This is a genomic window from Burkholderia sp. KJ006 (assembly GCF_000262695.1).
Classification (GTDB): domain Bacteria; phylum Pseudomonadota; class Gammaproteobacteria; order Burkholderiales; family Burkholderiaceae; genus Burkholderia; species Burkholderia vietnamiensis.
Genome location: NC_017920.1, coordinates 2,659,912 through 2,680,390, shown reverse-complemented (window position 1 = coordinate 2,680,390; position 20,479 = coordinate 2,659,912). Strand labels below are relative to the sequence as shown.

Annotated in this window: 19 protein-coding genes; 11 read left to right on the top strand and 8 right to left on the bottom strand. The window is 67.8% G+C overall.

Going from position 1 to position 20,479, the window contains the following annotated elements; genetic code table 11:
• The first annotated feature begins 3 nt into the window (after positions 1-3).
• The 4 genes from cyoB to MYA_RS12060 are packed head-to-tail and all read left to right on the top strand — an operon-like array spanning position 4 to position 4,179.
• Entirely contained in the window at positions 4-2,016 is a 2,013-nt protein-coding gene (gene cyoB, locus MYA_RS12075; protein WP_014723613.1) for a cytochrome o ubiquinol oxidase subunit I, read from the top strand.
• Entirely contained in the window at positions 2,016-2,627 is a 612-nt protein-coding gene (gene cyoC / locus MYA_RS12070; protein WP_011885984.1) for a cytochrome o ubiquinol oxidase subunit III, read from the top strand. Before cyoB ends, cyoC begins: the two co-directional genes overlap by 1 nt.
• Positions 2,628-2,960 carry a cytochrome o ubiquinol oxidase subunit IV gene (gene cyoD / locus MYA_RS12065; RefSeq protein ID WP_011885983.1) on the top strand — a complete coding sequence of 111 codons (333 nt, stop codon included), beginning with the start codon at positions 2,628-2,630 and terminating at the stop codon, positions 2,958-2,960.
• Positions 2,961-3,012: 52 nt separating this feature from the next.
• Positions 3,013-4,179 (top strand): fatty acid desaturase, encoded by a 1,167-nt coding sequence (locus tag MYA_RS12060; RefSeq protein WP_011885982.1) that lies wholly within the window; start codon positions 3,013-3,015, stop codon positions 4,177-4,179.
• Here MYA_RS12060 and fdhD read toward each other — a convergent pair.
• Positions 4,164-4,994: a formate dehydrogenase accessory sulfurtransferase FdhD gene (gene fdhD, locus MYA_RS12055; RefSeq protein ID WP_034192696.1), complete on the bottom strand. Its 831-nt coding sequence runs from the start codon at positions 4,992-4,994 to the stop codon at positions 4,164-4,166. The genes MYA_RS12060 and fdhD overlap by 16 nt on opposite strands.
• Before the next feature lie 113 nt (positions 4,995-5,107).
• Here fdhD and MYA_RS12050 point away from each other — a divergent pair, with 113 nt between their 5' ends.
• Positions 5,108-5,590, top strand: a complete 483-nt coding sequence (locus MYA_RS12050) for a nitrate reductase associated protein (RefSeq protein ID WP_014723612.1) — start codon at positions 5,108-5,110, stop codon at positions 5,588-5,590.
• Positions 5,591-5,624: 34 nt separating this feature from the next.
• Here MYA_RS12050 and MYA_RS12045 read toward each other — a convergent pair whose 3' ends face one another.
• Entirely contained in the window at positions 5,625-6,020 is a 396-nt protein-coding gene (locus tag MYA_RS12045; RefSeq protein ID WP_014723611.1) for an acyl-CoA thioesterase, read from the bottom strand.
• Positions 6,021-6,192: 172 nt separating this feature from the next.
• On the opposite strand from MYA_RS12045, the gene MYA_RS12040 reads away from it, so the two are divergent.
• On the top strand, positions 6,193-8,064 hold the full coding sequence (locus MYA_RS12040) for an ABCB family ABC transporter ATP-binding protein/permease (protein WP_041493985.1): 1,872 nt from the start codon (positions 6,193-6,195) through the stop codon (positions 8,062-8,064).
• A gap of 249 nt (positions 8,065-8,313) precedes the next feature.
• Here the strand turns inward: MYA_RS12040 and murU are convergent, their stop codons facing one another.
• Both murU and MYA_RS12030 read right to left on the bottom strand, forming a co-directional pair.
• Positions 8,314-9,033, bottom strand: a complete 720-nt coding sequence (gene murU / locus MYA_RS12035) for an N-acetylmuramate alpha-1-phosphate uridylyltransferase MurU (RefSeq protein WP_014723609.1) — start codon at positions 9,031-9,033, stop codon at positions 8,314-8,316.
• Positions 9,034-9,055: 22 nt separating this feature from the next.
• Positions 9,056-10,105: an aminoglycoside phosphotransferase family protein gene (locus MYA_RS12030; RefSeq protein ID WP_014723608.1), complete on the bottom strand. Its 1,050-nt coding sequence runs from the start codon at positions 10,103-10,105 to the stop codon at positions 9,056-9,058.
• A 223-nt stretch (positions 10,106-10,328) separates the two neighbouring features.
• On the opposite strand from MYA_RS12030, the gene MYA_RS12025 reads away from it, so the two are divergent.
• Genes MYA_RS12025 through rsmA form a run of 4 tightly spaced genes read left to right on the top strand, consistent with a single transcriptional unit; the run spans position 10,329 to position 15,976 of the window.
• Entirely contained in the window at positions 10,329-12,689 is a 2,361-nt protein-coding gene (locus MYA_RS12025) for an LPS-assembly protein LptD (RefSeq protein WP_014723607.1), read from the top strand.
• Between the two features lie 51 nt (positions 12,690-12,740).
• Positions 12,741-14,099, top strand: a complete 1,359-nt coding sequence (locus MYA_RS12020; RefSeq protein WP_011885974.1) for a peptidylprolyl isomerase — start codon at positions 12,741-12,743, stop codon at positions 14,097-14,099.
• A gap of 11 nt (positions 14,100-14,110) precedes the next feature.
• Positions 14,111-15,097, top strand: a complete 987-nt coding sequence (gene pdxA / locus MYA_RS12015; RefSeq protein WP_011885973.1) for a 4-hydroxythreonine-4-phosphate dehydrogenase PdxA — start codon at positions 14,111-14,113, stop codon at positions 15,095-15,097.
• A gap of 48 nt (positions 15,098-15,145) precedes the next feature.
• Positions 15,146-15,976 carry a 16S rRNA (adenine(1518)-N(6)/adenine(1519)-N(6))-dimethyltransferase RsmA gene (rsmA, locus tag MYA_RS12010; protein WP_014723605.1) on the top strand — a complete coding sequence of 277 codons (831 nt, stop codon included), beginning with the start codon at positions 15,146-15,148 and terminating at the stop codon, positions 15,974-15,976.
• Positions 15,977-16,294: 318 nt separating this feature from the next.
• On the opposite strand, the gene MYA_RS12005 is transcribed toward rsmA, so the two are convergent.
• Positions 16,295-17,227: a DMT family transporter gene (locus MYA_RS12005; RefSeq protein ID WP_014723604.1), complete on the bottom strand. Its 933-nt coding sequence runs from the start codon at positions 17,225-17,227 to the stop codon at positions 16,295-16,297.
• Between the two features lie 416 nt (positions 17,228-17,643).
• Between MYA_RS12005 and gloA the strand changes: the two genes are divergently transcribed.
• Positions 17,644-18,033, top strand: a complete 390-nt coding sequence (gloA, locus tag MYA_RS12000) for a lactoylglutathione lyase (protein WP_011885970.1) — start codon at positions 17,644-17,646, stop codon at positions 18,031-18,033.
• A gap of 103 nt (positions 18,034-18,136) precedes the next feature.
• On the opposite strand, the gene MYA_RS11995 is transcribed toward gloA, so the two are convergent.
• From MYA_RS11995 to gmhB, 3 genes are read right to left on the bottom strand one after another with little or no spacing between them, the layout of a single operon-like run.
• Positions 18,137-19,054 carry a M48 family metallopeptidase gene (locus tag MYA_RS11995; RefSeq protein ID WP_011885969.1) on the bottom strand — a complete coding sequence of 306 codons (918 nt, stop codon included), beginning with the start codon at positions 19,052-19,054 and terminating at the stop codon, positions 18,137-18,139.
• Between the two features lie 46 nt (positions 19,055-19,100).
• Complete coding sequence (locus tag MYA_RS11990) at positions 19,101-19,865, bottom strand: lysophospholipid acyltransferase family protein (RefSeq protein ID WP_011885968.1); 765 nt, start codon at positions 19,863-19,865, stop codon at positions 19,101-19,103.
• A gap of 43 nt (positions 19,866-19,908) precedes the next feature.
• Positions 19,909-20,472 carry a D-glycero-beta-D-manno-heptose 1,7-bisphosphate 7-phosphatase gene (gmhB, locus tag MYA_RS11985; RefSeq protein WP_011885967.1) on the bottom strand — a complete coding sequence of 188 codons (564 nt, stop codon included), beginning with the start codon at positions 20,470-20,472 and terminating at the stop codon, positions 19,909-19,911.
• Positions 20,473-20,479: the final 7 nt, after the last annotated feature.

Here is a 20,479-nt window from a genome sequence, read left to right as displayed (position 1 = left end):
CGCATGCTAGGCAAACTCACACTATCGGCGATCCCGTTCGATCAGCCCATCATCATGGGCGCGAGCGCGTTCATGGGGCTCGTCGTGCTCGGCATCGTCGCCGCGCTGACGGTGACCGGACGGTGGAAATGGCTGTGGAGCGAGTGGCTGACGTCGGTCGACCACAAGAAGATCGGCGTGATGTATCTGATCGTCGCGGTGCTGATGCTGCTGCGCGGCTTCGCGGACGCCGTGATGATGCGCCTGCAGCTCGCGCTCGCATACAACTCGCCCGGCTATCTGCCGCCGCATCACTATGACCAGGTCTTCACCGCGCACGGCGTGATCATGATCTTCTTCATGGCGATGGCGCTGCTGGTCGCGTTCTTCAACCTGATCGTGCCGCTGCAGATCGGCGCGCGCGACGTCGCGTTCCCGTTCCTGAATTCGCTGTCCTTCTGGATGACGGCGGTCGCCGCGATCCTGATGAACATCTCGCTCGTGATCGGCGAATTCGCGCAGACGGGCTGGCTCGCCTATCCGCCGCTGTCGGAGCTGCAGTTCAGTCCGGGCGTAGGGGTCGACTACTACCTGTGGGCGCTGCAGATCTCGGGCGTCGGCACGCTGATCACCGCGATCAACTTCTTCGTGACGATCGTCAAGATGCGCGCGCCCGGCATGACGCTGATGAAGATGCCGGTGTTCACGTGGACGGCGCTGTGCTCGAACGTGCTGATCATGGCGACGTTCCCGATCCTGACGGTCGCGCTCGCGCTGCTCGGGCTCGATCGCTACCTCGACATGCACTTCTTCACGAACGATGCCGGCGGCAACGCGATGCTGTACCTGAACCTGATCTGGGCGTGGGGCCATCCGGAGGTGTACATCCTCGTGCTGCCCGCGTTCGGCATCTATTCGGAAGTGATCGCGACCTTCGCGAAGAAGCCGCTGTTCGGCTACAAGACGATGGTCTACGCGTCGTGCGTGATCATGGTGCTCGCGTTCCTGGTGTGGCTGCATCACTTCTTCACGATGGGCTCGGGCGCCGACGTCAACGCGTTCTTCGGGATCATGACGATGGTCATCGCGATCCCGACCGGCGTGAAGATCTTCAACTGGCTGTTCACGATGTACCGCGGCCGCATCGAATTCACGACGCCCGTGCTGTGGACGATCGGCTTCATGGTGACGTTCACGCTCGGCGGGATGACCGGCGTGATGATGGCGATTCCGGGCGCCGACTTCGTGCTGCACAACAGCCTGTTCCTGATCGCGCATTTCCACAACGCGATCATCGGCGGCGTCGTGTTCGGCTACTTCGCAGGCGTGCATTACTGGTTCCCGAAGGTGTTCGGGTTCCGGCTCGACGAGAAGTTCGGCAAGCGCGCGTTCTGGTGCTGGTTCCTCGGCTTCTACGCATCGTTCGTGCCGCTGTACGTGCTCGGCTTCATGGGCATGACGCGCCGTCTGAACCACTACGACAACCCGGCATGGCATCCGTGGCTGGTGGCCGCCGCGTGCGGCGTCGTGCTGATCGCGCTCGGCGTGCTCTGCCAGGTCGCATCGGTGTGGGTCGGCTGGCGCAGTCGTCACCAGCCGCAGTATCGCGACGCGACCGGCGACCCGTGGAACGGCCGCACGCTCGAATGGGCGACGTCGTCGCCGCCCGCGGTCTACAACTTCGCGGTGATCCCGAACGTGCACGAACTCGACGAGCTCGCGTATCGCAAGGCGAAGGGCCTCGGGCTCGGCCTCGGCAAGAACGTCCGCTACGACGACATTCACATGCCGTCGAACACGAGCGCGGGCTTCTTCGTCGGCATCTTCAGCCTGCTGCTCGGCTTCGCGCTCGTCTGGCACATCTGGTGGCTCGCGATCGCCGCGCTCGTCGGCATCGTCGCGACGGTGGTGCTGTACAGCGCGCAGGACAACGACGGCTATTACATTCCGGCGGACACCGTCCGCCGCATCGAGGAACAACGCGCGGGCGTGCAGCTCGGCGCCGCGGCGCCGGAAGTTGAACTGGAGACGAACTGATGTCGTATCAATCTCTGTCGGGCGCCGCCCCTCATGCGGCCGCGCACCACCATCCGCCGTCGCATTCGGTGTTCGGCTTCTGGCTGTACCTGATGACGGACTGCGTGATCTTCGCGTCGCTGTTCGCCACGTTCGCCGTGCTCGGCAACCAGTTCGCGGGCGGTCCGACCGCGAAGGACCTGTTCGACATTCCGGGCGTCGCGCTCGAGACGGCCGCGCTGCTGCTGTCGAGCATCACGTACGGCTTCGCGATGCTCGGCGCGCAGCGCCGCCGGCGCGGCGCCGTGTTCGTGTGGCTCGCGGTGACGTTCGTGCTCGGCGCCGCGTTTCTCGCGATGGAACTGCGCGAGTTCTCGCACCTGATCGCCGACGGCGCAGGCCCGCAGCGCAGCGCGTTCCTGTCGGCGTTCTTCGCGCTGGTCGGCACGCACGGGCTGCACGTGGCGGTCGGCCTGTTGTGGATGGTGGTGCTGGTCGTGCAGATGGCGCGCGGCTCGGGCATGACCGAGCGCGACGTGCGGCGTCTCACGTGCCTGAGCCTCTTCTGGCACTTCCTCGACATCGTCTGGATCTGCGTGTTCTCCTTCGTCTACCTCGCGAGCGTGATCTAAATGGCTCATTCGGAACTCATCCACCACGACGAAGCGCACGGCACGGCCCGTGGCTACGTCGTCGGCTTCGTGCTGTCGGTGCTGCTCACGGCAGCGTCGTTCGGGCTGGTGATGGCAGGCGTGCTCGCGCCGAAGGCGGCGGTCATCGCGCTCGCGGTGCTCGCGTTCGCGCAGATCCTCGTGCATCTGGTGTGCTTCCTGCACATGAACACCGCGTCGAGCCAGCGCTGGAACGTGATGGCGTTCAGCTATACGGTGCTGACCGCGCTGATCCTGATCGTCGGGACATTGTGGGTGATGCACAACGTCAGCATGAACATGATGTCGCGCTAAGCGGCGCGGCTTCTCCTTTTCAGGCGCGCGTACCGCGCGCCTTCTCCGCATCATGAACAATCACGATACTCATACTCCGGTTCGCGCCGACGAGCCGATCCCGCATCGCAAGGTCATCCGCGCCTGGCTCGTGCCGTTCGCCACGCGCGAGATCGCGCGCCCGATCCTGCTGCTGGTGCTCGATTACCTGCTGCTGTTCGCCGCGTTCGCCGGCGCGCTGCTGCTCGGCTCGATCGTCGGCAAGATCGTCTGCGGGATGGCGGCCGGCTTCATCACCGGGCGACTGTTCATCATCGGGCACGACGCGTGCCATCAGAGCCTCACGCCGAACCGCGGGCTGAACCGCTGGCTCGGCCGCATCGCGTTTCTGCCGTCGCTGACGCCGTACAGCCTGTGGGAAGTCGGGCACAACGTCGTGCACCACGGCTATACGAACCTGAAGGGCTTCGACTTCGTCTGGGCGCCGCATACGCCGGCGGAGTTCGCCGCGCTGTCGCCGACGCGCCGGCTGCTCGATCGCATCTACCGGAGCGGCTGGGCGCCGGGCCTCTACTATCTCGTCGAGATCTGGTGGCTGCGGATGTACTTCCCGAGCCGCGGCTATATCGGCGCGTCGCGGCCGGTGTTCCGGCGCGACTGCCTGCTGGTGACGGCCTTCGCGGCCGTGTGGATCGCCGCCGTCGTCGCGGTCGCGCTGCGCACGCATCAATCGGTCGCGCTGCTGCTCGCGACCGGCGTGCTCGTGCCGTTCCTGTTCTGGTGTTCGATGATCGGCTTCGTCGTGTATGTGCACCATACCGACCCGCGCATCGCATGGCACGCGAACCGCGCCGAATGGTCGAACGCCGCGCCGTTCGTGTCGACCACGCTGCACCTGACGTTCCCGTTCGGCATCGGCGGCCTGCTGCATCACATCATGGAGCACACCGCGCATCACGTCGACATGAGCGTGCCGCTGTACCGGCTCAAGCCGGCGCAGACGAAGCTGGAAGACATGCTGCCCGGCCGGATCGTCGTGCAGCGCTTCAGCCTGCGCTGGTACTTCGACACGGCGCGCCGCTGCAAGCTCTACGACACCGACCTCAAGCTGTGGACCGACTATCGCGGCAAGCGCACGAGCGATGCGGCGCCCGAGGTGCGCACGGTGCAGCGTGCGGCGTCCGATGCGGCCGACACGGCGAACCATGCGCCGGCCGCGACCGCTCACGCGGTGCCGTAATCCACGTGGCCGGTCTCGCGGCAGAAGCTCACCAGCCGCAGGCCGGCCGTCTTTGCGATCGTGACCGCGAGCGACGACGGCGCGGAGATCGTCGCGACCATCGGAATGCCGACGCGCGCCGACTTGCGCACCAGTTCGTAGCTCGCGCGGCTCGACAGAAACACGAAGCCGTCGGTCAGGTCGGCGCGCGCGAGCACCAGCGAACCGATCAGCTTGTCGAGCGCGTTGTGGCGGCCGACGTCCTCGAACGCGGTGCGGATCGCGCCCGTTGCATCGCACCACGCGGCCGCATGCAGGCCGCCGGTCAGCTGCGTGAGCGCCTGATGGGCCGGTAGCGCGCGTGCGGCGCGCGCGAGCGCGTCGGGCGCGACGCGCGCGAGAAAGCCGGTGTCGGGCACGCGCTCCGGCGCGAGATCGAGCAGGTCGATGCTTTCGATGCCGCACACGCCGCAGCCGGTGCGGCCGGCGAGCGCGCGGCGCCGCTCCTTCAGCGCGGCGAACGCCTGCTGGACCACTTCGAGGTGCACCTGCGCATACGGCAGCGGCGCGTCGGCGTGCACGCTCACGTCGATGTCCTTGATGTCGCTGCCGCGCTCGACGATCCCTTCGGAGATCGCGAAGCCGACCGCGAACGCCTCGAGGTCGCGCGGCGTACACATCATCACCGCATGCGAGATGCCGTTGAAGACGAGCGCGACCGGCCATTCCTGGCCGACGTAATCGTGCGCGGCCTCGACCGCGCCGCCGCGCGTGCGACGCACCGGCAACTCGATCGCGCCGCGCGGTTCTTCTGTGTCAGTCGGATTCACGGGCACTCCGGTGGATAGGGGCGGTTGCGGCGTCGATCATGTCGGCCGCGCGCGCCCGGAGGTTCTAAAATACCTCAGGCAGGCCGGCCGCGCCGGCATCCGACACTCAGGTAACGACCATGGGACTCAGCGACGCTCCGCTGCTATTCGATTTCGAACACGATTCGTCGGAAAACCTGACGTACATCCCGATGATCGTGCGCTTCAATCTCGACCGCTTCGGTCTGCGCATCTCGCTCGAGCAGTGGCAGCTGCTGCCGCTGGAGGACCGCAAGCTGCTCGCACGCTTTCCCGCCGACGACGATACCGCGATCGAGCCCAATTTCGATCACGCGCTGTTCGAGATGCTGCGCACGCATGCCGATCTCGAGCCGTCGTGGTTCCAGCCGGACGAGCAGCCGGGCTGGCGCGACACCGGCTCGGTGCCCGACGCGCTGGTGCAGCAAAGCGCGCTGGCCGGGCTGCTGCCGCCCGCGCTGGCGCAGTGGCAGCAGCTCGCGCCGTTTCAGCGCTACGTGCTGATGAAGCTGTCGCGCAAGCCGACGCTGAACCACGATTTCGTGCCGGCGATGCGCGAGTTCGGGCTGGCGGCCGCGCGCTGACGCGCCTGCTGCGGCCCGTCGGCGCGGCTGCCGGTCACAGCGGCGGCAGCGGCCGCGGCTTGCGGTCGGCGCCGGTTGCGACGTAGGTGAGCGTGGCTTCGGTGACCTTCACGATTTCGCCCATCAGCCGCATGCGCTGCGCGTACACCTCGACGTCGACCGTCACCGACGTGTTGCCGGTGCGCATGATCGTCGCGTAGAAGCTCAGCACGTCGCCGACGAACACCGGCTGCTTGAACACGAACGAATTGACCGCGACCGTCGCGACGCGGCCGTTGGCACGCTGGCTCGCCGGAATCGAGCCGGCGATGTCGACCTGCGACATGATCCAGCCGCCGAACACGTCGCCGTGGACGTTGGCGTCGTGCGGTTGCGGGACGACGCGCAGGGCGGGCTGTTTCTGCGGGAGCTCGAGGATCGGATCGGTCATGGCGGGGCTTTCATCCTGTAATAAATGCGCCGCCGCGCGCAGCCCGGCCGGCCGGGCCGCCGGCAGCGGTGCGTAGCGGCTTCTGCGACAATACAACGACCATAAATTGTACGAGAAAGCGGGCGAGCGGGCCGCCGCAGCCATGCGCCTGACGCCGCCGCCGATCCTCCCCATGCGCCGATATTCCGCTTCCGGCGAGCCCGCGCCGGCTCCCACCGGGCCCCGCAACGACTGGCAGACCATCCGCTCGCTGCTGCCTTACCTCGCGACCTACAAATGGCGCGTCGCGCTCGCGCTCGGCTGCCTGATCGGCGCGAAGGTCGCGAACCTCGGCGTGCCGGTCGTGATGAAGCGCATCGTCGATCATCTGTCCGCCGTGCAGCAGCTCACCGCGCTCGGCCGCGCCGAGCAGTCGGCCGGCATCGTGCTCGCGGGCGGCGTCGGGCTGCTGGTGGTGGCCTATGCACTGGTGCGGCTGTCGACGTCGCTGTTTACCGAGTTGCGCGAAATTCTGTTTTCGAAGGTGACCGAGAGCGCGGTGCGCCAGCTCGCGCTGCAGGTGTTCCGGCATCTGCACGGGCTGTCGCTGCGGTTCCATCTCGAACGCCAGACGGGCGGCATGTCGCGCGACATCGAGCGCGGCACCCGCGGCATTCAGCAGCTGATTTCCTATTCGCTGTACAGCATCCTGCCGACGCTCGTCGAGGTCGGCCTCGTGCTCGGCTTCTTCGTGGTCAAGTACGAAGCGTATTACGCGTACGTGACGTTTGCGGCGCTCGTCACCTACATCGTGTTCACCGTGAAGGTCACCAACTGGCGCACACACTTCCGCCGCACGATGAACGAGCTCGATTCGCGCGCGAACTCGCGGGCGATCGATTCGCTGATCAATTACGAAACGGTCAAGTACTTCGGCAACGAGGAGTGGGAGACGCAGCGCTACGACGAGAACCTGAAGCGCTACCGCCAGGCCGCGATCCGCTCGCAGAATTCGCTGTCGCTGCTGAACTTCGGGCAGCAGGCGATCATCGGCACGGGGCTCGTGTTCATCCTGTGGCGCGCGACGCAGGGCGTGCTGGCCGGCAAGCTGACGCTCGGCGATCTGGTGCTGATCAACACGTTCATGTTGCAGTTGTACATCCCGCTGAACTTTCTCGGCGTCGTCTATCGGGAGCTCAAGCAGAGCCTCACCGACATGGACCGGATGTTCGGGCTGCTGTCGGCTGCGAAGGAAGTCGCGGATCTGCCCGACGCGCGCGCGCTCGCGGTGGCCGGCGCGCAGGTGCGCTTCGAGCACGTGAACTTCGCATACGAGCCGGCGCGGCCGATCCTGCACGACGTGTCGTTCACGATCGATGCGGGCACGACGACCGCGGTGGTCGGCCATAGCGGGTCGGGCAAGTCGACGCTGTCGCGGCTGCTGTTTCGCTTCTACGACCTCGACCGGCACACGGGCGGCGCGATCCGGATCGACGGGCAGGACATCCGCGACGTCACGCAGGATTCGCTGCGCGCGTCGATCGGCATCGTGCCGCAGGACACCGTGCTGTTCAACGACTCGATCTACTACAACATCGCGTACGGCCGCCCGAGCGCGAGCCGCGACGAAGTGATCGCGGCCGCGCGCGCCGCGCACATCCACGACTTCATCGAAAGCCTGCCGAAGGGCTATGACACACCGGTCGGCGAGCGCGGGCTGAAATTGTCGGGCGGCGAGAAGCAGCGCGTCGCGATCGCGCGCACGCTGCTGAAGAACCCGCCGATCCTGCTGTTCGACGAGGCGACTTCCGCGCTCGATTCGCGTTCGGAGCGCGCGATCCAGCAGGAGCTCGACCAGATCGCCCGGCACCGGACCACGCTGGTGATCGCGCACCGGCTGTCGACGGTCGTGCACGCGCAGCAGATTCTCGTGATGGACCACGGGCGCATCGTCGAGCGCGGCACGCACGACGAACTCGTGCAAGCGGACGGGCTGTATGCGCAGATGTGGACGCTGCAGCAGCAGCGTGCGGCGACGGGTGGGGAGGCGGCGGAGGCTGCTTGAGTTGTTGCTTGAGGTGTTGTTTGCGAGCGCGGATGTTGCGGTGCGTGCCGAGGGCGCGCGCTACGCTGCGGGCGGTGAGGCGGTGAGGCGGTGAGGCGGTGAGGCGGTGCGCCGTTATCGCCGCGTTGCCCGGCGCGGCGATCCGCGCCGATTCAAGGCCTGCCGGTGGTCGTCGACCGCCGGGACGATGCCGCCGCATGCGGCACCCGCCCACCGCGTCGCGTCATGCCGCGCCGCCCCGCGTATCGATCAACCCCCGGTCCGCAGCCGCGCATCGAGCTCGCCGAGCTGCGCCGGCGTGCCGACGTTCTCCCACACGCCGTCGTACCGTTCGCCGGTCGCGCGGCCCGCTTCGATCGCCGCACGATAGTACGGCGTCAGCGCGCGCCGCATGCCGGGTTCGAGATCGCGGAACATCCGCGTGTCGTACAGCCCGATGTTGCCGAACGTGAGCCGCGCGGCGCCGTCGAGCGACAGGCGGCCGTCGTCGCCGAGTGCGAAGTCGCCGGCCGGATGGAACGGCGGGTTCGGCACCATCACCAGGTGCATCGCGGGCGCTTCGAGCGCGGCCATCGGCGCCGCGCGCGACGCGAGCGTGCGGTAGTCGAATTCGCAGAACACGTCGCCGCTGACGGCGGCGAACACCGTCGGCCGGCCGTCGCGCTCGAGCAGCGGCAGCGCCTGCGCGATGCCGCCGGCGGTCTCGAGCGCTTCGCGCTCGGCCGAATACGCGAGCCGCACGCCCCAGCGCGAACCGTCGCCGAGCGCCGCCTCGACCTGCGCGCCGAGCCACGCGTGGTTGATCACGATCGTGTCGATGGCGGCGCGCGCGAGCGCCTCGATCTGCCAGACGATCAGCGGCTTGCCGCCGGCTTCGAGCAACGGTTTCGGGCGGGTGTCGGTCAGCGGGCGCATCCGTTCGCCGCGCCCGGCGGCGAAGATCATCGCGGTGGTCAGGGTCGTGCTCATGTTCGGCAGGTCGTGCGGGCGCTCAGAACGTGTAGCCGACATCGGCCGCGCCCTTGCCCTCGAGCTCGTCGAGCAGCTTCGCGAACGGCACGAGCGGACGGTAGCGCAGCGCGACCTTGCGCGCATAGGCGACGAAGCGCGGCAGGTCGGCCAGGTAATGCGGCTTGCCGTTGCGATAGTTGATCCGCGCGAACAGGCCGAGAATCTTGATGTGGCGCTGCAGCCCCATCCATTCGAGCTGACGGTAGAACTCGCCGAAATCCGGATCGACCGGCAGGCCGGCCTTCTTCGCCTTTTCCCAGTAGTACGCGAAGCAGTCGAGCTCGAACTCCTCGTCCCAGCTGATGAACGCGTCGCGCAGCAGCGACACGACGTCGTAGGTCAGCGGCCCGTACACGGCGTCCTGGAAGTCCAGCACGCCGGGGTTCGGCTCGCACACCATCAGGTTGCGCGGCATGAAGTCGCGCAGCATGAAGCCCTGCGGCTGCGCGCGGGCGCTCGCGATCAGCAGCGCGAACGTGCGGTCGAGCGTGCCGCGCATCGCGTCGTCGACCGGTTTGCCGAGGTGCCGGCCGATCAGCCATTCGGGCAGCAGCTCCATCTCGCGGCGCAGGAACGCCTCGTCGAACGGCGGCAGCACGTCGGGCGCCGACGCCAGCTGGAAGCGGATCAGCGCGTCGAGCGCGGCGCGCATCAGCCCGCGTGCGGCAGCCGGGTCCGCCGGATCGAGCACCGAGATGTACGACGTGCGGCCGAGGTCGGTCACGAGCATGAAGCCGGCGTCGAAGTCGTGGGCCAGTACCTCGGGCACGTGGTTGCCGGCCGCGGCGAGCAGTTGCGCGACCTGGACGAACTCGCGGCACTTCTCGGGCGGCGGCGCGTCGACCGCGATCAGCGAGCCGCCCGGGCTGTTTGCCGACGCGACGCGGAAATAGCGGCGGAAACTGGCGTCCGAAGACGCGGGCGCGAGGGTGGACAGATCGAGCGCGTGGCGCTCGGCGAGCGGGCGCAGCCACGCGGTGAGCGCGTCGAGGCGGGCGTCGGGCTGGGATGCGGCGGATGGGGGCGTCATGAAACTCGGCGGAGGGGGGAACGTCTTGCCATATAATACCCCACGACTTTTTTGACGCGCCCCGCGTCAGCTTCCGCCGCACCGGCCAGTTGCCTGTCGCGCCGTCCGCCCGCTCGCCTTCCCGGTTTGCGCTCAGCCGCAGTCGCGGTGCGACGGTGCGGCCCGCCGAGCGCGGCGGTGCCGTGCAGCGACGGTTGACAAGGGGCGATTCGCCAAACGATAGATGCCGCCCAAACCGCTATTCCCGAATGTCTTCCCCGGTGACGGGGCGCCGCGCAAAAGGCGGCTCGCGCTCGCGCTCCTGGCCGTGCCCGGCCTCGTGCCGGCCGTGTCGTACGCGCAGTTGTCGGGCGCGGCCGCGCAACCGCAGCCGCTCGGCTCGCCGTGGGACCTGCGCCTCGCCCCGCAGCTCGAGGATCACCCGCTGAAGGACGGCGCGAAGCCGGCCGCCTTCGTGATCGCCGACCACACGAGCGGCACGGCCGAGCAGGATCTGGCCGCGAAGGGCTCGGCCGAGCTGCGCCGCGGCGACGCGGTCGTGAAGGCCGACGCGATCCACTACGATCAGGACACCGACATGGCCGACGCGTACGGCCAGGTGAGGGTGATCAACGGCGGCACGTCGTTCGCTGGCCCCGAGGCGCATCTGAAGGTCGAGGCGAACCAGGGCTTCATGACGGCGCCGAAGTACCACTTCAACGTGACGGGCGGCTCGGGCAGCGCGGAGCGCGTCGACCTGCTCGACAGCGAGCGCTCGGTGTTCGTGAACGGCACCTACACCGCATGCCAGTGCGCGACCGATCCCGCGTGGTACATCAAGGGCAGCCGCTTCGACTTCGATACGGGCGCCGACGAAGGCACCGCGCGCAACGGCGTGCTGTTCTTCCAGGGCGTGCCGATCTTCGCGAGCCCGTGGCTCACGTTCCCGCTGTCGGGCGACCGGCGCAGCGGCCTGCTGCCGCCGACCTTCTCGATGAACTCGAACAACGGGTTCGAGCTGTCGCTGCCGTACTACTTCAACATCGCGCCGAACCGCGACCTGACGATCACGCCGCGCATCATCTCGCGGCGCGGCGTGCAGACGGAAGCGACGTTCCGCTATCTGTCGCCGTCGTACTCGGGCACGTTCACGGCCAACTACCTGCCGGACGACCGCCTCGCGCACCGCAACCGCTACGCGATCTACTGGCAGCACCAGCAGAACTTCGGCAGCGGTTTCGCCGGCTACGTCTACTACAACAAGGTCTCGGACAATACCTATCCCGAAGACCTTGGGTCGATGAACCAGTTCATCAACGGGACGCAGACGCTGTACCAGCAGGAAGCCGGCATCACGTACAACAAGGGTCCGTGGTCGGTGCTCGCGCGCTACCAGCACTGGCAGACGCTGCCGCCGTCGATCTCGCCGTACAGCCGCGAGCCGCAGTTGAACGTGAAGTACACGAAGTACAACATCGGCGGCTTCGACTTCGGCGCGGAAGCCGACTATTCGCGCTTTCGCATCACGACCGCCGATTCGACCGAAGGCGACCGGATCGTCTTCAATCCGTACATCGCCTACGGCGTGTACGGGCCCGGCTACTTCGTCGTGCCGAAGGTCCAGTACCACCTCGCGTCGTACGACCTGAACCATCTGTCGTCGAGCACGCCGAACAGCCCGAAGCACTTCACCGAGTCGATCCCGACCGTGAGCTTCGACTCGGGCCTGATCTTCGACCGCTCGGTCCATCTGTTCGGCCAGGACTTCATCCAGACGCTCGAGCCGCGCCTGTACTACGTCTACACGCCGTATCGCGACCAGTCGAACGCGCCGCTGTTCGATACCGCCGAGTCGGATTTCGGGCTCGCGGAGATCTACCAGCCGAACACGTTCGTCGGCAACGACCGGATCGCGGACGCGAACCGGATCACGGCCGGCCTGACCTCGCGCTTCATCGATCCGCGTACCGGCGACGAGCGCGCGCGCTTCGTGGTCGCGCAGCAGTACTACTTCGCGAATCAGCGCGTGGCGCTGAACTCGAACCAGAGCGGCGTGCTGGCGCGCCATTCCGACCTGATCGTCGGCGCGGCGCTGAAGCTCGGCTCCGGCTTCATGTCGGAGACGGCGTTCCAGTACAACCAGAACAACAACCAGCTCGTGAAGTCGAGCATCGGTTTCGGCTTCAGCCCGGGCGAGCGCCGCGTGATCAACGTCGGCTACCGCTATACGCGCTCGAACACGACGCTCGACAACCAGCCGATCAACCAGTTCCTGGTGTCCGCGCAATGGCCGCTCACGCGGCGCCTGTATGCGGTCGGTCGCTTCAACTACGACCTGGCCGCCGATCGGGTCGTCGACGGTCTGCTCGGCTTACAATACGACGCGGATTGCTGGGCGCTCGGCGTCGGGATCCAGCGGTACGCGAACGGCGTGAACACGTCGGGGCAGCAGAACTCGTCGACGCGCTTCATGATGCAGCTCACGTTGAAGGGGCTGTCGAGCATCGACAACGGGCTCGTCGCCGCCTTCCGCGCCGGCGTGCCGGGCTACCAGCCGCTGCCGTCCGCGCCGCCGCCGATGTCCCGCTTCAGCAACTACGAGTAACGCCGGCTTGTCCGCACCGGTCAGCACGCTTTCAATGGAGTATCAGTGGCAATGAAGAAAACCCTTCGTTTCGCGGCAGTCGTGTCCAGCCTCGCCGCGTCCGCCGCGCTGCTCGCCGCTGCGCCGGCCGCGGCGCAGGCGCTCGGTTCGCAAGGCGCGCAACTGACCGACGAAGTCGTCGCGGTCGTCAACAACGACGTGATCACGGGCCGCGAACTCGACCAGCGGGTCGGCCTGATCGCGCGCCGGCTGCAGCAGCAGAACGCGCCCGTGCCGCCGGCCGAACAGTTGCGTGCGCAGGTGCTGAACCAGATGGTGCTCGAGCGCATCCAGGTGCAGAAGGCGAAGGACGACGGCATCCGCATCGACGACGCCACCGTGCAGTCCACGCTGCAGCGCCTCGCACAGGCGAACGGCATGACGCTCGACCAGTATCGCGCGCGCCTGGAGGCGCAAGGCGTGCCGTGGAGCGTCTTCACGAGCGATGCGCGCACCGAGCTGATGCTGTCGAAGCTGCGCGAGCGCGAGGTCGACGGCAAGATCACCGTGTCGGACGCCGAGGTCGCGAACTACATCGCGAGCCAGCGCGGGCCGAACGCGTCGCAGCAGCAGGATCTGCGCTTCCAGCACATCTTCATCAAGGCGCCCACCAACGCGCCGCAGGCCGACATCGAAGCCGCGCAGAAGAAGGCCGAGGCGCTGCTGCAGCAAGCGACGTCGGGCGCCGATTTCGAGAAGCTCGCACGCAACAATTCGGAAGCGAACGACGCGAAGAAGGGCGGCGACCTCGGCTTCAAGGCGCCGAGCACGCTGCCGCCTGACGTCGTCGCGGCCGCGTCGAAGCTGCGTCCCGGCCAGGTCAATCCGACGCTGATCCGCGTGCCGGACGGCTTCGAGATCATCCGGCTGGTCGATCGCCGCCAGAGCCAGGGCGCGAGCGCCGCGGCGCCGAAGATCGTGCAGACGCACGTGCGCCACATCCTGCTGCGCGTCGGCGAAGGCAAGTCGGAAAACCAGGCGCGCCAGCAGCTGCTCGACATCCGCAAGCAGGTCGAGGCCGGCGGCGATTTCGCGAAGTTCGCGCGCACTTACTCGCAGGACGGGTCGGCGTCGCAGGGCGGCGATCTCGGCTGGATCAGCCCGGGCGAGACCGTGCCGGAATTCGAGCGCGCGATGAACAACCTGCAGGACGGCCAGATCAGCCAGCCGGTGCGCACCGAGTACGGCTATCACCTGATCCAGGTGATCGACCGGCGCGAGGCCGAAGGGTCGGTGCAGCAGCAGATGGACATCGCCCGCCAGGCGATCGGCCAGCGCAAGGCCGAGCAGGCATATGCCGACTGGCTGCGCGAGCTGCGCGACTCGTCGTACGTGCAGTACAAGATCGACGGCGTCGGGCCGGCGAACTGAGCGAGCTTCAGATGACGGCAGCCGCGTTGCAGATCGCGATCACGACTGGCGAGCCCGCAGGCGTCGGCCCTGAGCTGACCGTGCAGGCGTTGCAGGATGCCGCGCGGCGCTGGCCGGACGCGCAGTTCACCGTGCTCGGCGACGCCGCGCTGCTCGACGCACGCGCGGCGGCCGTCGGCGCCGACCGTGCGGTGCTCGCGGGCGGCCCGGTGTCGGTGCAACATCATCCGCTCGCGGCGCCCGCGCACGCGGGCACGCTGGACGCGGCCAACGGCCGCTACGTGCTCGCGCTGCTCGACGCGGCGATCGACGGCGCGCTGGCCGGCCGCTACGACGCGATCGTCACGGCCCCGCTGCAAAAGAGCACCATCAACGATGCCGGCGTACCGTTCACCGGCCATACCGAATACCTGGCCGAACGCACGCACACGCCGCGCGTCGTGATGATGCTGGCCGGCACCGGCGAGCGGCCGCTGCGCGTCGCGCTCGCGACCACGCATCTGCCGCTGAAGGACGTGTCGGCCGCGCTGACGATCGACGGGCTCGTCGACACGCTCGCGATCATCGATCGCGACCTGCGGCGCGACTTCGGCCTCGCGGCGCCGCGCATCCTCGTGACGGGGCTGAACCCGCACGCCGGGGAGAACGGCTATCTCGGCCGCGAGGAGATCGACGTGATCGCGCCGGCGCTGGCCCGCGCGAGCGAGCGCGGCATCGATGCGCGCGGCCCGTATCCGGCCGACACGCTGTTCCAGCCGCGCTATCTGGCCGGCGCCGATTGCGTGCTGGCGATGTTCCACGATCAGGGCCTGCCCGTGCTGAAGTATGCGACCTTCGGCGAGGGCATCAACGTCACGCTCGGGCTGCCGATCATCCGCACGTCGGTCGATCATGGCACCGCTCTGGATCTGGCCGGCACCGGCCGCGCCGATCCGGGCAGCATGGTCGCGGCGCTCGACACGGCCGTCACGATGGCGCGCCATCGCCGCGCATCCTGACGCGCGCAGTTCCACCTCATTCGTCGCATTTTTGGTTTTTCTCAGTCGATGTCGAACAGCAGACAGCACCAAGGCCACTTCGCGCGCAAGCGCTTCGGGCAGAACTTCCTCGTCGATCACGGTGTGATCGACTCGATCGTCGCGACGATCGGCCCCGTGCGCGGCCAGCGGATGGTCGAGATCGGCCCGGGCCTCGGCGCGCTGACCGAGCCGCTGATCGCGCGCGTCGCCACGCCGGAGTCGCCGCTGCACGCAGTCGAGCTCGACCGCGACCTGATCGGGCGCTTGCAGCAGCGCTTCGGCGCGCTGCTCGAACTGCACGCGGGCGATGCGCTCGCGTTCGACTTCGGCTCGCTCGCGGCGCCGGGCGACGCGCCGTCGCTGCGAATCGTCGGCAACCTGCCGTACAACATTTCGAGCCCGCTGCTGTTCCATCTGATGACGTTCGCGCCTGTCGTGATCGACCAGCATTTCATGCTGCAGAACGAAGTGGTCGAGCGGATGGTCGCGGAGCCGGGCACGAAGGCGTTCTCGCGGTTGTCGGTGATGCTGCAGTACCGCTACGTGATGGACAAGATGCTCGACGTGCCGCCGGAATCGTTCCAGCCGCCGCCGAAGGTCGATTCGGCGATCGTGCGGATGATTCCGTACGCACCGCACGAACTGCCGGACGTCGATCCGGTGCTGCTCGGCGAACTCGTCACGGCCGCTTTCTCGCAGCGCCGCAAGATGCTGCGCAACACGCTCGGCGCGTATCGCGACACGATCGATTTCGACGCGCTCGGCTTCGATCTCGCGCGGCGCGCTGAGGACGTGAGCGTGGCCGAATATGTCGGGGTCGCGCAGGCGCTTGCCCGCACGCGCAACGTCGCGCAGTGACGCAAGCGCACGGGCGACCGTGCGCGGGTTCGGGGTTCGGAAGGCTTCCTTTGAGGGTGGCCTTTTTGTTTTTGGGGCGGATGCGGCGTGCTGGCTGCGGCGTTGGCGGATGCAGATGGGGTGGCGGGTGTGGTCGCGGCTACTGTTGAGGCTGCGGATGCGATGACGCATGCGGCTGAGCTACCGTTCCAGTCCCAGTCCCAGTCGTGGTCCCAGTCTTGGTCTTGGTCTTGGTCGTCGCCTCCGCCTCCGCCTTCGCCTTCGTCGCGACCGGCGCGATCAGCGCCTTTGACCCCTCCGGCTCGCCGCCAAGCCCCGCTACGCGCGCCGACGCGCCGGTGCGTTGACCAGCGCGATGCCCGTCAGCACGAGCGCCGCGGCCGACATGAAGCGCCAGCCGACCGATTCGCCGAGCAGCAGCACGCCGAACGCGACGCCGAACAGCGGCGACAGGAACGTGAACACCGACAGCCGCGACGCGCTGTAGCGGGTCAGCAGCCAGAACCACGACAGATAGCTGACGAACGCGACGATCACCGACTGATACGCGAGGCTCGCGAGCGCGAGCGGTGTGACGCGCGCGAACGAGATCTGGCCGAGCAGCGCGGCGAGCGCGAGCAGCACGGCAGCCGACACCGCGAGCTGGTAGAACAGCGTCTTGCTGGCGCTGACGCGGGCGAGCGACGTCGAGCGCACGACGACCGTCGTCGCGGCCCACATCGCGCCGCCGAGAATGCCGAGTGCATCGCCGGCCAGCCCCGCGAGCACCGACGCGCCTGGCGCGCGCGGTTTCAGGAAGCCGTCCGCGAACGCGAGCGCGATGCCGGCGAACGCGAGGCCGACGCCGGCCCACTGTATCCGCTGCAGCCGCTCGCCGGGCGCGAACAGATGCAGGCCGAGGGCCGTGAAGCACGGCGCGGTGTACAGGAAGATCGCCATGTGCGACGCGCTCGTCAGCGTCAGCCCGAAGAACACACAAACGAACTCGCCGGCGAATAGCGCGCCGGCCGCGATGCCGGGCCCGAGCGTGCCGTCCGCGCGGAACAACGGCGTGCCGCGCGAGCGTGCCCAGCCCCATAGCAGCAGCGCGGCGATCACCGAGCGCAGCCCGGCCTGGAACATCGGCGCAATCGCGGCGTTGGTGCTCTTGATGGCGACTTGCTGGAAGCCCCAGATCGCGCACAGCAGCATCACGCCGACCGCGCGTGCGTCCAGCGCGCCGCGCGTCGGCGATGCGGCGAGCGCGCTCATCGGCGGACCTCGCCGGCGTGACGCAGGACGGGCAGCGAACGAGACGGGCAGACGGCGCGTTGTTGGCGAACGAGTTGGCGATTTCGCACGGCGGGCAATGTGGCTGAATGGGAAGAGGCGGCGCGGGCCGGCGGCGGGCGGATGCCCACGTTTGGTGCGACGTGCGACGATGTTACCCGATCGATGGACTTGCCGGCGAGCCTCCGGCGGAGCGGTGCCGGTCCGCGCGTGGGCGCAGGCGGTCGGGTGATGGTCTCAAGCACGTCCGAACGCCGCCCAACATCCCGCCCGATCGCCCCGGAACCGTGACAGCACCGCCCGCAAACCACCCCCAACCCCGCGCCTCCACCTCCGGCGGGATTCACCCGTCTCCGGTAGAATTTCCTGTTCCGGAAAGTCCCCACAGGAGTACACAGATGCGTTTGCTGCATACGATGCTGCGAGTCGGCGATCTCGACCGCTCGATCAAGTTCTACACCGAATTGCTCGGCATGAAGCTGCTGCGTCGCGACGATTATCCGGAAGGCCGGTTCACGCTCGCGTTCGTCGGCTACGAAGCGGAAAGCACGGGCACCGTGCTCGAGTTGACCCACAACTGGGATACGCCGTCCTACGATCTCGGCAACGGCTTCGGCCATCTTGCGGTGGAAGTCGACGATGCGTACGCGGCTTGCGAGAAGATCAAGGCGCAGGGCGGCAAGGTCACGCGCGAAGCGGGCCCGATGAAGCACGGCACGACCGTGATCGCGTTCGTCGAGGATCCGGACGGCTACAAGATCGAGTTCATCCAGAAGAAGGCGCACTGAGCGCGGTGCGCGTCGCGGCGCACACGGCGCGCCGCGCAATGAAAAACGGGCGATGCCGCAGGATGCGCATCGCCCGTTTCGCTTCGCGGTGCGAAGCTCGGCGTTACAGCGACGGCAGCAGCTCGGGCGGATGATGCTTGAGCGTGTGCCGTGCTTCGCGGAATTCGGGGAAGATCGATTCGACGGTCTGCCAGAACGCCGGGCTGTGGTTCATTTCGCGCAGATGCGACAGCTCGTGCGCGACGACGTAGTCGATGATCGACATCGGGAAGTGGATCAGCCGCCAGTTCAGCCGGATCCTGCCGTCGCTCGAGCAGCTGCCCCAGCGCGTCGCAGCCGACGACAGCGCGTAGGTCGAATACGTGACGCCGAGCCTTTGCGCATAGACGGCGAGGCGCTCGCCGAAGATCCGCTTCGCTTCGCCTTGCAGCCAGCCCTGCACGCGATCCTTGATCTGCTGCATGTCGGCCTGAGCGGGCAGCGGCAGCGACAGCCGCAGCGTGTCGGTATCGAAGGCGACGGCGCTCGCGCCGAGCGCGATCGTCACCGTCTTGCCGAGATACGGGAGTTGCGCGCCGTCGCGCCAGTCGATCTGCGGCAGCGCCCGCTGTTCGGTGCGGGTCTTCCACTCGGCGAGCTTCGCGAAGATCCAGCGCTGCTTTTCGGCGATCGCCGCTTCGATGTCGGTGAGCGTGACCCAGCGCGGCGCGGTGATCGACAGGCCGCTGCCGTCGATCGTGAAGCCGATCGTGCGGCGCGCCGAGCGCTTGAGCCGATATTCGAGCACGCGGCTGTCGATCGCGAACGTGCGCACGCGCGAGCGATCGCGCGCAGGCCCCGGATCGAGCGGCGCGGCAGGCGCGCCGGCCGCGGGCGTGGCCGGCGGTGCGGCGGCGGGAGCGGGCGTGGCAGGTGTAGCCGGCGCGGGCGACGCGGCTGCCGGCCCGTCGAACAGCGGCAGGTCCATCTGGCGATGATCGAGGGCCACGACGGCAGGCCGTGGCCGCGGACGCTTCTTCATCAGTTCGCTTCGTTTCGTCGTACGCAACGGCTGCAGTCCGCGGGAGTCAGACGCGCGCGGCATCGCGCGTGCCGGCATTGCCCGCCTGCCGATAGGCATCGGGATCGATGCGGCGCATTTCCGCTTCGATCCAGGCTTCGACCTGCGAGTTCAATACGTCGGGCGTCTTGCCTTCGACCGGAATCGGTTTGCCGATCGACACCGTGACGACGCCCGGAAATTTCGTGAACGAGTTGCGCGGCCACACGCGACCCGCGTTGTGCGCGATCGGCACGACCGGCGTGCCGGTCTCGATCGCGAAGCGCGCGCCGCCCGTCTTGTACTTGCCCTGCTTGCCGACCGGCGTGCGCGTGCCTTCCGGAAACATGATCATCCACGCGCCTTCGGACAGGCGCTTCTTGCCCTGGCGGATCACCGACACGAACGCGTTCTTGCCTTCCTTGCGGTTGATGTTGACCATGTGCAGCAGCCCGAGCGCCCAGCCGAAGAACGGCACGTACAGCAGCTCGCGCTTGAACACGTAGCAGAGCGGCTTCGGCATCAGCGCCGGAAACGCGAGCGTTTCCCACGCGGACTGGTGCTTCGACAGCAGCACGGCCGGCCCGTCGGGCAGGTTCTCCATCCCTTCGATCCGGTAGCGGATGCCGTTCAGCCAGCGCACGACCCACAGCGTCGACTTGCACCAGCCGGCCGCCATCCAGTAGCGGGCGTCGGGGCGCATGAACGGAAAGGCGATGAAGCACGCGGTCGCGTACGGCACCGTGTACAGGATGAAGTAGATCAGCAGCAGCAGGGAGCGGACGAAGCGCATCGGCGTGGGTCTGACAGTAGGGAGGATGCGCGCGGCCGCCGCATCACTCGTGTTCGTGTGAAAGGAAGTCGAGCGCGAACGCGCGCAGATCGTCGTGGACCTTCGTGCCGGCCGGCAGGTTGCCGGCGGCGAGCGTCTTCTTGCCCTTGCCGGTCAGCACCAGGTGCGGCCGGAAGCCGGACGCGACGCCGGCCTGCAGATCGCGCAGCGAATCGCCGACTGCCGGCGTATGACCGGGATCGATCTCGAAGCGCTCGGCGATCATCTGCATCATGCCGGGCTTCGGCTTGCGGCAGTCGCACTGATCCTCGGCCGTATGCGGGCAGAAGAACACCGCGTCGATGCGTGCGCCGACCGCGGCCGCCGCGCGATGCATCTTCAGATGCATCGCGTTGAGCGTGGCCATGTCGAACAGCCCGCGGCCGATGCCGGACTGGTTGGTCGCGACCACCACGCGGTAGCCCGCGTGATTGAGCCGCGCGATCGCTTCGAGGCTGCCGGGCAGCGCGACCCACTCGTCGGGCGTCTTGATGAACGCATCCGAATCGACGTTGATCACGCCGTCCCGGTCGAGGACGACGAGCTTGCGGTTGGGGCTGGTCGGCATCGTCGGG

Coding starts and splice junctions, on each gene's coding strand:
- pdxA (WP_011885973.1), top strand. CDS start 14,111: ATGACGGCAGCCGCGTTGCAGATCGCGATCACGACTGGCGAGCCCGCA.
- rsmA (WP_014723605.1), top strand. CDS start 15,146: ATGTCGAACAGCAGACAGCACCAAGGCCACTTCGCGCGCAAGCGCTTC.
- MYA_RS12060 (WP_011885982.1), top strand. CDS start 3,013: ATGAACAATCACGATACTCATACTCCGGTTCGCGCCGACGAGCCGATC.
- MYA_RS11990 (WP_011885968.1), bottom strand. CDS start 19,865: ATGCGCTTCGTCCGCTCCCTGCTGCTGCTGATCTACTTCATCCTGTAC.
- murU (WP_014723609.1), bottom strand. CDS start 9,033: ATGAGCACGACCCTGACCACCGCGATGATCTTCGCCGCCGGGCGCGGC.
- gmhB (WP_011885967.1), bottom strand. CDS start 20,472: ATGCCGACCAGCCCCAACCGCAAGCTCGTCGTCCTCGACCGGGACGGC.
- MYA_RS12050 (WP_014723612.1), top strand. CDS start 5,108: ATGGGACTCAGCGACGCTCCGCTGCTATTCGATTTCGAACACGATTCG.
- cyoC (WP_011885984.1), top strand. CDS start 2,016: ATGTCGTATCAATCTCTGTCGGGCGCCGCCCCTCATGCGGCCGCGCAC.
- MYA_RS12005 (WP_014723604.1), bottom strand. CDS start 17,227: ATGAGCGCGCTCGCCGCATCGCCGACGCGCGGCGCGCTGGACGCACGC.
- gloA (WP_011885970.1), top strand. CDS start 17,644: ATGCGTTTGCTGCATACGATGCTGCGAGTCGGCGATCTCGACCGCTCG.
- MYA_RS12040 (WP_041493985.1), top strand. CDS start 6,193: ATGCGCCGATATTCCGCTTCCGGCGAGCCCGCGCCGGCTCCCACCGGG.
- MYA_RS12025 (WP_014723607.1), top strand. CDS start 10,329: ATGCCGCCCAAACCGCTATTCCCGAATGTCTTCCCCGGTGACGGGGCG.
- cyoD (WP_011885983.1), top strand. CDS start 2,628: ATGGCTCATTCGGAACTCATCCACCACGACGAAGCGCACGGCACGGCC.
- MYA_RS12045 (WP_014723611.1), bottom strand. CDS start 6,020: ATGACCGATCCGATCCTCGAGCTCCCGCAGAAACAGCCCGCCCTGCGC.
- cyoB (WP_014723613.1), top strand. CDS start 4: ATGCTAGGCAAACTCACACTATCGGCGATCCCGTTCGATCAGCCCATC.
- MYA_RS11995 (WP_011885969.1), bottom strand. CDS start 19,054: ATGAAGAAGCGTCCGCGGCCACGGCCTGCCGTCGTGGCCCTCGATCAT.
- MYA_RS12030 (WP_014723608.1), bottom strand. CDS start 10,105: ATGACGCCCCCATCCGCCGCATCCCAGCCCGACGCCCGCCTCGACGCG.
- MYA_RS12020 (WP_011885974.1), top strand. CDS start 12,741: ATGAAGAAAACCCTTCGTTTCGCGGCAGTCGTGTCCAGCCTCGCCGCG.